The organism is Lysobacter sp. Root604, from assembly GCF_001427505.1.
Lineage (GTDB): Bacteria > Pseudomonadota > Gammaproteobacteria > Xanthomonadales > Xanthomonadaceae > Lysobacter.
This window is the reverse complement of record NZ_LMGS01000009.1, coordinates 1,300,858-1,313,185: the sequence shown is the minus strand read 5'-3', so window position 1 is coordinate 1,313,185 and position 12,328 is coordinate 1,300,858. Positions and strand designations below refer to the sequence as shown.

Below are 12,328 nucleotides of genomic sequence, written 5' to 3'. Positions count from 1 at the left end.
AGGTTGTCAACAACTTTTGAGACGGAATTTCGCTAGGCGCATCAATGGCTTGCGGCAATCTTCAGAACTTTATTCAAGACTTATCCACTAACCTTTGTTTCGTCTCATATTTTGAGATTCTGGCGATTAGTTTGACGGTCGTCGCAATCTCTGGCGGCCCGGGCGGCCAACCTGCTGCACCGCACCATTCAAATTGGGACGATGAGCCCGAGGATGCGGGGCCGACCTCCCTGAGCTAGCGCGCCGCGCCAGAATCCTGAATAGGGGCACGCAGCCACGCCCGCGACAATCTCGAGGCGCGCCACTAAGCTCACGGCGCTGTCGACGCAGGTGCTGGGGATCGCTACATGAAATGGATGCTGCTTCTGATCGTCTTATGCGCGAGCCTCGGCGTCGGTCACGCCCGCCCACCGAAGCCCGCGCCGGCCGAGGCCGCGAAGCGCTACTTCACCCTGGAGCAGGACGTCGTCGCCCAGGACTACTTCACCGACAAAGGGCAGCCGTCCAACATCACGCTGGGCGCATGCACCTACCGCGTCGCGCACCGGGATTCGTCCGGCGATTATTTCATCGGCCCCGAGGGTTGCTTCCGGCTGGTCAACTTCCTAGGCGACGGACAAGTCATCCAGACGCAGGGCGGCGTGTGGGTGCCCAACAATCCGAACAAGAAACCGCGACTCTTCCGGTACGTGGGTGCGCCGGGCAACGCCGACAGGCGCGCCGTTGGCCCGATCATCTACGCAATGATGTCGCTGGAAGCCGGGAGGATTAAGAAGGAACCCGGAACCCTCAAGGACTCGGCCATCGCGCAGTTGCACGTCCGCGAGGACGGGTAAGGCAAGCGCGGCTCATTGCCGCCTACGGCGCCGCAGCCCGATAGCATGGGGCTGCTCTGGGACAACCAGGCCTTCATGAAGCAGATCGGTTTGGCGAAGTAGTCCGCACGCCGATTTTTCGCTGCGCATGCGCGAAACAAAGAGCGCGCGAAACGAGAATTTCGGCGCGAACCCGATGCCCCGCGTGCCCTCACCCCAACCCTCTCCCGTAAACGGGAGAGGGAGCAAAATCGCAAACCATACGAAGACAGATGCCCCCGACATCACCACGATGTGGAGAGCCCCCCTTAGTAAGGGGGCGCCGCGAAGCGGCGGGGATTGAAAGCACATAGCGGGGCCCGAACTTGCGCAGCAAGTTTGGGATTTCGTGCGCAGCACGAAATACATCGCGGCTCACGCCGCTGCCACAGGAAGCGGCCACAGTGACGCCGCTCGATATGGAGAGCCCCCTTAGTAAGGGGGCGCGGCGACAGCCGCGGGGATTGGAAGCGATAGCCTGGGGCCCAAAGTTTTCCACGAAAACTTTGGGGCTTTTTTAGACGCCACTGGCGTCTAAAAAAGCGGCGGAGCCGGCCGTAAGCCGGGTTCTGTCGTGAGCAGTCATTCCTCTAGGCGCAACGTCACCGTTACGCTCAAGCAGCCTACCCGGAGACACCGCGGGCCGCGGCATAGTCTCCCTATTTGGCCTTGCTCCCGGTGGGGTTTGCCGTGCCGGTCCGTTACCGGACTCGCGGTGCGCTCTTACCGCACCGTTTCACCCTTACCACGCGCGTCTTGCGACGCCGTTCGGCGGTTTGCTCTCTGTTGCACTTTCCGTCGGCTCGCGCCGCCCAGGCGTTACCTGGCACCGTGCCCTGTGGAGCCCGGACTTTCCTCGGCACCCGATCTTGCGATCCGATGACGCGACTGCCTGGCCGACTCCGCCGCGCGTATTGTCGCATTGTTCGCGTATTCGCGCCTGAAAACGCGCGAACGCGGTTCAGCAGCCGCCGCCACCGCCGTTGGCCACCGCCTTCCACTCGCTCTTGCCGCGCCGCCAGACCTGATAGCCCCAGCTTTCGTAGCCGTATTGCATGAAGATCAGCTCGTTGCGGCCGTCGCCGTCCAGGTCCAGATGGTCCAGATAGCGCGCCGAGTGCGAACTCTCGCCCCCCTCGCCCACCTCGGCCTCGCGATGGACTACGCGGTGCTTGCCGTTACGATCCAGCTCCACGATCAGCAAGGCGTAAGCCTGGGCGTGGGTGTCGTCGCGATCCTCTTCCTCGCTGAAATAGGCGCGCACGCTCGCGATCAGCACGCGCGGTCCGCGCGCCTGCCATAGCGCCGCGGCGTACTGCGGACCGGATCCGGCCGCGTCGCGCGCAGGGTCGAGAGCGGCGTCGGTTTTCCGCTTCGACAGCCCTTGTTTGCTCAAGGCCTCGCGCAACAAACGCTCGAGCAGTTGGCGCTCGCCGGCATCGGGCTCGGCGATGGCGGCCTTCGCCGAGGGTCGCAAGGCGAAGTTCGTCGCGATGCCCGCCAATAGCGGTTGGGCCCCGTCCGCGCCGACACGCTGCACCAGCGCGACGTCCGATTCGCAACTGGGCTCGGTCTTGCCCAGTACGCGCAGCAGACCGGCGTCGGCGCCGCCACGGTAGTAGTGATAGACGCGCCCGGGCCGGAAGTACGCCGGCGCGCGGCGTGGATCGCCGACCGGCAGGCCGCCGTCCGCCGCGGAATAGGGGCCGTCCTGCAAGCCGCGCTCAGTGAGCGTCGCCAGCGGACTGAGCACTTCGCCGTCGTAGGCGAAAATCAGGCGCGGCTCGTCCTTGTCGCGCCGCACCTGCGGCCGCCGCAACTCGGCGAGGGCGCGTTCGGCCTGCACCAGCGCCGCGCGTTCGCCGACCTCGCGCAGGGCGTCGATGCGCAACCGATGCGCGCGTTCGTCGAACGGCGCCAGCGCGAGCGCACGCTCGGCGATCCGAAGACGGCCCTCGCGATCGGCGGCAGGCAAGGCACGCGATTCATCCAGTAGGGCCTCCAGAGTCGGCCGTCGCATGCTCATCAAGTCGCTGCGCACCCAGCCGATCAAGCCACTGTGGTCTTTAGCCCAGACTCGCACCCAGCCGTTCTCGGCGCACCCGCCCTCGACCTCGGCGCCGATCGGCAATCGCGCGACCGCCGCGCTGTCCGGATCGGACGGCTTGCGCAGCATGACGGCGCTGGCCAGCAGATAGCGCGCGCCGCGTTTGCAATCCATCTCGGCGGGTGCCGTTTGCGCCTTGGCTTGTTCGCGTGCGGCCCCATCCCGCGGGCCGTGCTCTCGCGCCGCCTCCCGCGCCAGCGCCGCCGCGGTTTCGGCCGCTGCCTGAACACGATCGGGCCGTTCCTGCGGCGCGGCCATGGCAATGCCGGCCGCAAGCAAGCTTATGCCCAGGACCGCAGGCCAATACCCACTTCGTCGCACGTCCATGCCCCGCCCCCGCGCCGCGTTGGGCGCCTAGATTCAATCGCCGCCGTACAGCGCCTTGCGCGACGCCCCGCTAAGCTCGGCCGCCACTTTGGCGGCCTGCGACGGCTTCAAGTATTCGGTCAGCTTCGCATACAGCCGCCGCCCTTCGACGATCTGCGCATCGGCGTCTTCGCCAGCGCCTTCGATCATCACCACGAACTCGCCCTTGCGCTGGTTCGGATCGGCGGCGACGCGTTCGCGCAGCTGCGCCAGGCTGCCGTCGAGCACGGTCTCGAACAGTTTGGTCAGCTCGCGCGCCAGCACCGCCGGGCGCTCGTCGCCGAACGCGACAGCCATGTCGGCCAAGGCTTCTTCGATGCGATGCGCGGATTCGTAGAACAGCAAGGTGCGCGGTTCGGCCGCCAGCCGGCTCAGGCGCTCGCGGCGCGCGGACGCCTTGGCCGGCAGGAAGCCTTCGAACGCGAACCGGTCCGAGGCCAACCCGGCCACGCTGAGCGCGGCGATCGCGGCGCAGGCGCCGGGCACCGGCGAGACCCGGATGCCGGCCGCGCGCGCGGCGCGCACCAGGCGGAAACCGGGATCGCTGACCAGGGGCGTGCCGGCGTCGGACACCAGCGCCAGCGAGTCGCCGGCCTGCAGGCGCGCGATCAGTTGCGCGGCCTGGGCGTCCTCGTTGTGCTGGTGCAGGGCCAGCAGCGGCCGCTCCAGGCCGAAGTGGGACAGCAGCTGACGGGTGTGGCGGGTGTCCTCGGCGCAGATCGCGGCCACCCCGCGCAGGGTCTCCAGCGCGCGCGGCGACAGGTCGCCTAGGTTGCCGATCGGGGTCGCAACGATGTGAAGGGTGCCGGGGCTGTGCATCGTGCTTCCGTGTCGGGGCCGGGTAGAATCCTAACCGGTCCCCCAAGGAACGCCGCGTCGCGGCGGGAAGCAAGCCGATGCGCCTTCAGCTCGAGATCGCAGGATCCCCCCTCACGCCTACCGCTGCCGGCCGGGTCGGCTGGCGCGGCGCGCGGTTCGCCTTGGCCGCTCTGGCGCTGGGCCTCGCGCTGGCGGGCTGCGGCACGGTAGCCACCCAAACCGGCCCGGCGCCGGCGCGGACCGCCGGCCATCCGTTGGTGATGCAGGCCGCCGAGCTGGCGCGCAACGGCGCCGCCCTCAGCGGCGCGGCGCGCAGCGAGAACGACAGCCAGATCGAGCGCCTGCTCAATCAGCTCGACAACGACAGCCTGGCCCGCGAAGCCGCGGCGCTGCCGGCCGGCGACCCGCTCTACAACTACGCAGGCCGTGCCCTGCTGCGCCGCGGCCTGCCGCTGCCGCGCCCGTTCGACCGCAATTTGCGCCTCGATCCCAGCCGCCCGCCGGCCGACAGCGATGGCTACCGCCCGCCGAACAAGATCGCGGTGCTGCTGCCGCTGTCCGGCGGCCTGGCCACCGCCGCCTCGCCGGTGCGCGACGGCTTCCTCGCCGGCTACTACGGCGAGAACCGCCGACGTCCGGACGTGGTGTTCTACGACACCCTCGGCACCGCCGGCGGCACCTTGGCCGCCTACGACAAGGCCGCCGCCGAGGGCAACGATTTCGTGGTCGGCCCGCTCGGCCGCGACGAGGTCAGCGCGCTGTTCGGTAAGGGCGCGCTGCCTTTGCCGGTGCTCGCGCTCAACCGCGGCAGCGTCGCGCCGCCATCCGGCAATGCCAGCTTCTCGCTGTCGCCGGAAGACGAAGGCATCGCGGCGGCCGACTACCTGCTCGGCCGCGGTGCGCGCCGCGTGCTGGTGGTCGGCGGCGGCGACGACGGTCAGAACCGCGCGGTGGCCGCGCTGCGCGCACGCCTGAACGAGCGCGGCGCCGCGATCAGCGACGTGGTCGGCGAAGGCACCGCCGACTTCGCGCCGTTCGCCAATAAAGAAGGCGGCGTCGATGCGATCTTCCTTGCGGTCAAGGGCGCCTCGGCGCGCACGCTGATGCCCAAGCTGGCCCTGGCCGGCCTGGGCGGCAAGCCGCGCGTGGCGACCTCCTATGTGCTGTCGGGCACCGGCAAGCCGGAACAGGACCGCGTGCTCGACGGCATCGTGTTCCCCTCCGAAGCCTGGACCACCCGCGGCGTGCGCGGCCTGCCGGCGGCGGCGTCCGCCGGCCAGACCCTGCCGACCGCGCGCGGGCCGGCCGCGCGCCTGTTCGCGTTCGGCTACGACGCCTGGCTGTTGTCGGCCTATCTGGAACGCATGGCGACCGCCACCGACGGCCAGATCACCGGCGCCACCGGCACCCTGCGCATCGACGGCTTCGGCAACGTGATGCGCACGCCGGCGTGGTCGACCTTCAGCAGCGGCGTCGCGGTTTCGCTGAGCGACGTGGCGCGCCAGTAAGCCAGCCCGCATGGCCGCACCGACGGACCGACGCAGCCGCGGCGCGGCGGTCGAGGCCGCCGCGCGCGCGTACTTGCTGGAACAGGGCCTGCGCGATATCGCCGCCAACGCCAGCTTCCGGTTCGGCGAGCTGGACCTGGTGATGCTGGACCCTGCCGCGCGCGAGGACTGCGTGGTGTTCGTCGAGGTGCGTTACCGCCGCAGCGCGGCCTTCGGCGGCGGCGCGGCCTCGGTCGATATCGGCAAACGCCGGCGCCTGGTCCAGGCCGCGCAGGCCTTCCTCGTCGCGCACCGCGCCTACCGCAACGCGCCCTGCCGCTTCGACGTGATCGAAGCCGACGGCGATCCCACCGCCCCGCGCCTGCACTGGCTGCGCGACGCCTTCCGCGCCGACGAGATCTGACACCGCATGCCCACCGTCATCAGCCATGCCGTGGTACCGCTAGCGCTGGGTTGGGCCCTGGACCCGCGCCGGGTCGACCGGCGTTTGCTGGTGGCCGGTGCGATCGCGGCGATGCTGCCCGACGCCGACGTGGTCGCGTTCAAGCTGGGCATCGCCTACGCCGACGATTTCGGCCATCGCGGCGCCAGCCACTCCTTCGCGTTCGCCGCCGCCGTTGGCGCGCTGGGCGCGCTCGTTGCCCGCTGGCTGCGCAGTCCGCCGCTGTGGGCGGCGCTGTGGCTGGCGCTGTGCGTGGCTTCGCATCCCTTGCTGGACGCGTTCACCGACGGCGGGCTCGGCGTCGCCCTATGGTGGCCGTGGTCGGATGCGCGCCTCTTCGCGCCGTGGCGGCCGATCGAGGTCTCGCCGATCGGCGCCGGTTTCTTCAGTCTGCGCGGTGTGCATGTGCTGTGGTCGGAGATCCAATGGGTGTGGCTGCCGACCCTGCTGCTGGCGGCGCCGCTGGCCTGGCTGGCGCGCCGGAACGCGGGTACGCGCCCATGAGCGCGCTGCCGGTCGAGCTGGCGCGCACGCTGGCCGAGCTGCTCGGCGACGGCTGGCTCACCGACCCCGGCGAACGACTGGCCTACGCCTACGACAATTCGCGCCGCGAAGCGCTGCCGGACGCGGTCGCGCTGCCGCGCACGCGCGAGCAGGTGCAGGCGCTGGTACGCGCTTGTCGCGCGCACCGCGTGCCGGTGGTCGCGCGCGGGCGCGGCACCAATACCACCGGCGCCTCGGTGCCGGTCGCGGCGGGCGTGGTGGTCTCGTTCGAGCGCATGAACCGCATCCTCGCGATCCGTCCCGGCGACCGCTGCGCGGTGGTCGAACCCGGCGTGCTCAACGGCGAGCTGCAAACCGCGCTCAAGCCGCACGGCCTGTTCTGGCCGCCGGATCCGACCAGCGCCGCCTTCAGCACCGTCGGCGGCAATCTGGCCTGCAACGCGGGCGGCCCGCGCGCGGTCAAATACGGCGCCAGTCGCGACAACGTGCTCGCGATCACCGCGGTCACCGGCGCGGGCGACCTCATCGTCTGCGGCACCGCGACCACCAAGGGTTCGACCGGCTACGACCTGCATCGCTTGTTGGTCGGCAGCGAGGGCACCCTGGCGCTGATCGTCGAGGCCAGCCTGCGGCTCACGCCGTCGGCGCCGCAGCGGCGCGCGCTGCGCGCGATCTACCGCGACGTTTCGTCGGCGGCGCTGGCGGTGGCGCGCCTGATGGCGCAACCGGTGACGCCCTCGATGCTGGAGTTCATGGACGGCGACGCCTTGCGCCTCGCGCGCGACGTCGGTGGCGCCGATCTTCCGCACGAGGCCGGCGCGCTGCTGATGGTCGAGGCCGACGGCGATGCGGACACCTTGCCGCAGGCGATCGAGGCGCTGAAACGCGCGGCCGCCGGCGAAGGCCTGCTGGCACTGGACGACGCGGCCGACGAGGCCGCGCGCGAAACGCTCTGGGCCGCGCGCAAGGCCCTGTCGCCGGCGCTGCGCACGTTGGCGCCGGGCAAGATCAACGAAGACGTGGTGGTGCCGGTCTCGCGCATACCGGAACTGGTCGATGGCGTGCAGGCCTTGGCGCGCGAGTTCGCTCTGCCCATCGTCTGCTTCGGCCACGCCGGCAACGGCAATCTGCACGTGAACCTGCTCTACGACCCCGCCGATGCCGACCAAAGCGCGCGCGCTAACGCGGCGATGGCGCGGGTGTTCGGCCTGGCGCTGGCCTTGGGCGGCACGCTCTCGGGCGAGCACGGCATCGGCCTGGCCAAGCGCGACTTCATGACGCAGGCGATCGACGCACCGACCTTGGCGCTGATGCGCCAGATCAAGGCGGTGTTCGATCCGCAGGGGATACTCAATCCGGGGAAGTTGTTGCCGGATTGAGGGGGCGTGGGAGACGCTGGTAGCGAGGGTGAGGGGCCGTGTGCGGCCGATTCCTATCGCGCGAAAGCAAATCCCCCTCAATCCCCCTTTTTCAAAGGGGGAGGAAGAGCGACGGCATCGCGGGTGCCAGAGCCGTAGGATGCGGTGAGCCGCAGGCGAACCGCATCGTCGCGCAAGCGCGCGCAGGTGCGTTGCGACGATGCGCGATGGGAACCACGACCGCCTACGCGGCGAAGTGCTCGTACCCCGTGCGCACGTCCTGCCAAGGCGAACCATCGGCATCGATTGAGGGTTCGGTGGAGCCGCTCGTAGCGAGCGTATCGGACCGTGCGCGACTGATTTTCATCGCGCAAAAGCAAATCCCCCTCAATCCCCCTTTTTCAAAGGGGGAGGAAGAGCGACGGCCTGCGGTTGCCAGAGCCGTAGGATGCGGTGAGACGCAGGCGAACCGCATCGTCGCGCAAGCGCGCGCAGGTGCGTTGCGACGATGTGCGATGGGAATCACGACCGCCTACGCGGCGAAGTGGTCGTACCCCGTGCGCGCGTCCCGCCAAGGCGAACCCTCGGCATCGAACGCCGACACGCCCGTGCCCGCCACCACGCGGCCGATCGCGGTGACCGCCACGCCGGCGTCGGTCGCGTCGCGCAGGATCGCCTCGCGCGCGCTCTGCGGCGCGGTGAAGCACAGCTCGTAATCGTCGCCGCCTGTGGCCTGCAGCCGATACCGCGTCGCGTCGTCGAAGCACGCGCGCAAGGCTTCCGTAGCGGGCAGCGCAGGCAGATCGACTTGCGCCCCCACGCCGCTGGCCGCGCACACATGCCCCAGATCGGCCAACAAACCGTCCGACACGTCGATGCCCGCGTTCGCATGCCGCAACGCGGGCAGTAAGGCCAAGCGCGGCGTCGGCCGGTTCAGGCGCTCGCGCAGGAAGGCGTCCATCGCCGCGCCCGCGCGCCACTGCGCCAGAGCGCCCGCGGCATCGCCCAGGCTGCCGCTGACCCATACCGTGTCGCCCACGCGCGCGCCATCGCGGCGCAGCGCGCGGCCCGGTTCGACCAGCCCATGCACGGTCACGCACACCGACAGCGGGCCGCGGGTGGTGTCGCCGCCTACCAGGGCCACACGGTGCTGCGCGGCCAGGCCGAGAAAACCGTCGAGGAACGCGTCCAACCAGCCCGCGTCGGCCTGCGGCAGGGACAGCGACAAGGTGCACCAGGCCGGCTCGGCCGCCATCGCGGCCAGGTCCGACAGATTCACGGCCAGGGCTTTCCAGCCGATATCGGCCGGCGCGGTTTCGTCGGGGAAATGCACGCCTGCATTGAGCGTGTCCATCGCCACCACCAGCTCGCGCCCGGCCGGCACGCGCAGCACCGCCGCATCGTCGCCGATGCCGAGCACGACGTCGTCGCGTGCGGCCACGCGCTGGCGGATGCGCGCGATCAGGTCGAATTCGGCCATCGCGGCAGGTCGCGCTTATTTGGCGCGCGGCGCCTGCGTTTCCACCGGGCGCCAATCGGCGGCGGCATGATCGAGCACGCCGTTGACGTAGGTATGCCCGTGCTCGGCGCCGAAACGCTTCACGGTTTCGATGGCCTCGTTGAGAACCACGCGATACGGCACGTCCGGGCGGCGACGCAGCTCGTAGGCGGCGATGCGCAGCACCGCGCGCTCGATCGGATCGACCTGCTCGATGTCGCGGTCCAGGAACGGCGCCAGCGCGACGTCCAGTTCTTCCTGGTACTTGTCGACGCCGCGCACCAGATCCTCGAAATACAGCAGGTCGGCGACTTCGTGGGCCTGTTCGTGCGCGAACTGGGCGATCACGTCCTCGACGCGCGCGCCCGACAACTGCCAGGCGTAGACCGCCTGCAGCGCGCGGCGGCGTGCGCGCGAACGCGCGACCGGATCAATGCCATCGTGGCGGCGGCGGTTCATCGGCTGTGCTCCTGTGATGCTTGCTCGAACGGCGCCTGCGCGAGCAGGTGCGCCATCTCCAATGCGGCCAATGCGCACTCCTCGCCCTTGTTGCCGTGGCTGCCGCCGGCGCGGGCCTCGGCGTCTTCGTGGCGCTCCACCGCCAGCACGCCGTTGGCGATCGGCAAGCCGTAGTCCAGCGATACCCGCATCAGTCCCTCGGAACAACCGTCGGCGACCTGTTCGTAGTGGCGGGTATCGCCGCGCACCACGCAGCCCAGCGCGACCACCGCGGCGTGCGAACCGGCGCGGGCCAGTCGCGCGGCCACCACCGGCAGCTCCCAGGCGCCCGGCACGCGGATCACGTCGATCGCGTCCTCGGCGACGCCGTGTTCGGCGAAGGTGCGGCGCGCGCCGGCGACCAGCGTATCGGTGATGCGCGGGTTCCAGCGGCTGGCGATGACGGCGTAGCGCGCGCCTTCGGGGCTGCGCAGATCGCCTTCGTAATGGGACATGGGGGAACCGTCTGGACGAAAGGGGTAGTTTAGCGGCTGGGGCGGCCAGTGCCGACGAATCGGCGGCCGCGACCGCCGCGGTGCGCGCATGCGACCGCGAACGGGCGCATGCGCGGTTCGGCCGGGCTCAGCCCAGCGCGGCCGGATCGACGTATTCGACGACTTCCAGGCCGAAGCCGGCCAGGCCGACCTGGCGCCGGGGCGTGCCGAGCACGCGCAGACGGGCCAGGCCGAGATCGGCCAGGATCTGGCCGCCGGCGCCGTTGCGGCGCCATTCGGCCAGGGTATGGCCCTGGCTGGGCGCGACGACCGGTTCGGCCTCGTGCGCGGCCGGTTGCTCGCGCACCCGCGCCAGCAGCGCATCGGCGCCGGAGGCGTCGCCCAGCAGCACCAGCGCGCCGCGCTCCTCGCGCGCGATCGCGGCCAGCACGTCGCCGACCGCGGGGCCGAAGTCGGCGCGGCGCCAGTGCAGCGCATCGGCCAGCGGGTTCTGCACGTGCACGCGCACCAGGGTCGGCAGGGTCGGATCGGGCTGGCCGCGCAGCATCGCGAAATGCAGCGCATGGCTGAGGCGGTCGCGGTAGCTGATCAAACGGAACGGACCGTATTCGGTCTCGATCTCGCGCTCGTCGACGCGCTCGACGGTGTGCTCGGTGGCCAGGCGGTAGCGGATCAGCTCCTCGATCGAACCGATCTTGAGCCCGTGCTCGGCCGCGAACGCCTCCAACTGCGGCCGCCGCGCCATGCTGCCGTCGGGGTTGAGGATCTCCACCAGCACGCCGGCCGGCTCCAGACCCGCGAGCATGGCCAGGTCGCTGGCGGCTTCGGTATGGCCGGCGCGATTGAGCACGCCGCCGGGCTGCGACATCAGCGGGAAGATGTGGCCGGGCTGGGCGAGGTCGGCGGGCTTGGCGTCCGGACGCACCGCGGTGCGCACGGTGTGGGCGCGGTCGTAGGCGGAAATGCCGGTGGTGACGCCCTCGGCGGCCTCGATGCTGACGGTGAAGTTGGTGTGGTGCGAGGAGGTGTTGTCGCGCACCATCGGGCCCAGGCCCAGTTGCAGGCAGCGCTCGCGCATCAGCGACAGGCAGACCAGGCCGCGCGCGTGGGTGACCATGAAGTTGATGTCGGACGGCCGCACCAGTTCGGCGGCCATGATCAGGTCGCCTTCGTTCTCGCGGTCCTCGTCGTCGACGATCACCACCATGCGGCCGTTACGGATCTCTTCCAACAGTTCGGGAATGCTGGCGAAACTCATGCGCCGGTCTCCTGTGCGTGGCCCAGCAGGCGCTCGACGTAACGGGCGACCAGGTCGATTTCCAGATTCACCGCATCGCCGACCGCGGTCTGCGCGAATGCGGTGTGGGCGACGGTGTGCGGGATCAACGCGACCTCGAAGCCCTGCGCATCGGTTTCGTTGACGGTGAGGCTGACGCCGTCGACGCAGATCGAACCCTTCTTGGCGATGTAGCGCGTGAGCGCGGCGGGCGCGGCGAAGCGCCAGCGCTGCGCGCGCGCGTCCTCGCGCACGTCGAGCACGCGGCCGACGCCGTCGACGTGACCGCTGACCAGGTGCCCGCCGAGGCGATCGCTGGGCCGCATCGCACGTTCCAGATTGAGGATGGCGTTGTCGCGCAGGCCGCCCAGGGTGGTCAGGGCCAGGGTTTCGGTGGAGGCGTCGGCGTCGAACCAGTCGCTGCCGAACGCAATCACGGTCAGGCAGACGCCGTTGACCGCGATGCTTTCGCCCAGCTTGGGTTCGGCGAAGTCGAGGCTGCCGGTGGCGACGCGCAGGCGCACGTCTCCGCCCAGGTTCTGGCGATCGGCGAGCGCGCCGACGCCTTCGATGATGCCGGTGAACATCAGCGCGTCTCCCGGACAGCGAGCGCGCGGCGGCTAAGGTGGAGCTTGGACATGAA

The 12,328-nt window shown here is 70.1% G+C and carries 11 protein-coding genes, 1 other RNA gene and 1 pseudogene; 5 read left to right on the top strand and 8 right to left on the bottom strand.

Annotation, left to right across the window (positions count from 1 at the left end; translation table 11 throughout):
* The first annotated feature begins 347 nt into the window (after positions 1-347).
* Positions 348-836 carry a hypothetical protein gene (locus tag ASD69_RS14160; RefSeq protein ID WP_056179156.1) on the top strand — a complete coding sequence of 163 codons (489 nt, stop codon included), beginning with the start codon at positions 348-350 and terminating at the stop codon, positions 834-836.
* Positions 837-1,397: 561 nt separating this feature from the next.
* Here ASD69_RS14160 and rnpB read toward each other — a convergent pair.
* From rnpB to rsmI, 3 genes are all read right to left on the bottom strand, one after another.
* Positions 1,398-1,758, bottom strand: an RNA gene (rnpB, locus tag ASD69_RS15170) — RNase P RNA component class A.
* Positions 1,759-1,815: 57 nt separating this feature from the next.
* Positions 1,816-3,075 carry a bacterial transcriptional activator domain-containing protein gene (locus ASD69_RS14155; protein ID WP_157499204.1) on the bottom strand — a complete coding sequence of 420 codons (1,260 nt, stop codon included), beginning with the start codon at positions 3,073-3,075 and terminating at the stop codon, positions 1,816-1,818.
* A 246-nt stretch (positions 3,076-3,321) separates the two neighbouring features.
* Positions 3,322-4,146: a 16S rRNA (cytidine(1402)-2'-O)-methyltransferase gene (gene rsmI / locus ASD69_RS14150; protein WP_056179150.1), complete on the bottom strand. Its 825-nt coding sequence runs from the start codon at positions 4,144-4,146 to the stop codon at positions 3,322-3,324.
* 239 nt (positions 4,147-4,385) lie between these two features.
* Between rsmI and ASD69_RS14145 the strand changes: the two are divergent.
* From ASD69_RS14145 to ASD69_RS14130, 4 genes and pseudogenes are all read left to right on the top strand, one after another.
* Positions 4,386-5,654, top strand: a pseudogene (locus ASD69_RS14145) (penicillin-binding protein activator); the annotation flags it as partial.
* A 10-nt stretch (positions 5,655-5,664) separates the two neighbouring features.
* Positions 5,665-6,057 (top strand): YraN family protein, encoded by a 393-nt coding sequence (locus ASD69_RS14140; protein WP_056179147.1) that lies wholly within the window; start codon positions 5,665-5,667, stop codon positions 6,055-6,057.
* Positions 6,058-6,063: 6 nt separating this feature from the next.
* The gene (locus tag ASD69_RS14135) at positions 6,064-6,600 is read left to right on the top strand and encodes a metal-dependent hydrolase (RefSeq protein WP_056179142.1); all 537 of its coding nucleotides are present in this window, start codon (positions 6,064-6,066) and stop codon (positions 6,598-6,600) included.
* Positions 6,597-7,979 carry an FAD-linked oxidase C-terminal domain-containing protein gene (locus ASD69_RS14130; protein WP_056179139.1) on the top strand — a complete coding sequence of 461 codons (1,383 nt, stop codon included), beginning with the start codon at positions 6,597-6,599 and terminating at the stop codon, positions 7,977-7,979. Before ASD69_RS14135 ends, ASD69_RS14130 begins: the two co-directional genes overlap by 4 nt.
* A 511-nt stretch (positions 7,980-8,490) precedes the next feature.
* Here ASD69_RS14130 and thiL read toward each other — a convergent pair.
* The 5 genes from thiL to ASD69_RS14105 all read right to left on the bottom strand — a co-directional run bounded on the left by thiL (position 8,491) and on the right by ASD69_RS14105 (position 12,272).
* On the bottom strand, positions 8,491-9,438 hold the full coding sequence (gene thiL / locus ASD69_RS14125) for a thiamine-phosphate kinase (protein WP_056179135.1): 948 nt from the start codon (positions 9,436-9,438) through the stop codon (positions 8,491-8,493).
* Between the two features lie 15 nt (positions 9,439-9,453).
* Positions 9,454-9,915, bottom strand: coding sequence for a transcription antitermination factor NusB (nusB, locus tag ASD69_RS14120; protein WP_056179132.1), 462 nt, complete (start codon positions 9,913-9,915; stop codon positions 9,454-9,456).
* Positions 9,912-10,409 carry a 6,7-dimethyl-8-ribityllumazine synthase gene (gene ribH / locus ASD69_RS14115; protein WP_056179129.1) on the bottom strand — a complete coding sequence of 166 codons (498 nt, stop codon included), beginning with the start codon at positions 10,407-10,409 and terminating at the stop codon, positions 9,912-9,914. Before ribH ends, nusB begins: the two co-directional genes overlap by 4 nt.
* Before the next feature lie 127 nt (positions 10,410-10,536).
* The gene (gene ribB / locus ASD69_RS14110) at positions 10,537-11,667 is read right to left on the bottom strand and encodes a 3,4-dihydroxy-2-butanone-4-phosphate synthase (RefSeq protein WP_056179126.1); all 1,131 of its coding nucleotides are present in this window, start codon (positions 11,665-11,667) and stop codon (positions 10,537-10,539) included.
* The gene (locus tag ASD69_RS14105) at positions 11,664-12,272 is read right to left on the bottom strand and encodes a riboflavin synthase (RefSeq protein ID WP_056179123.1); all 609 of its coding nucleotides are present in this window, start codon (positions 12,270-12,272) and stop codon (positions 11,664-11,666) included. Before ASD69_RS14105 ends, ribB begins: the two co-directional genes overlap by 4 nt.
* Between the last annotated feature and the right edge of the window lie 56 nt (positions 12,273-12,328).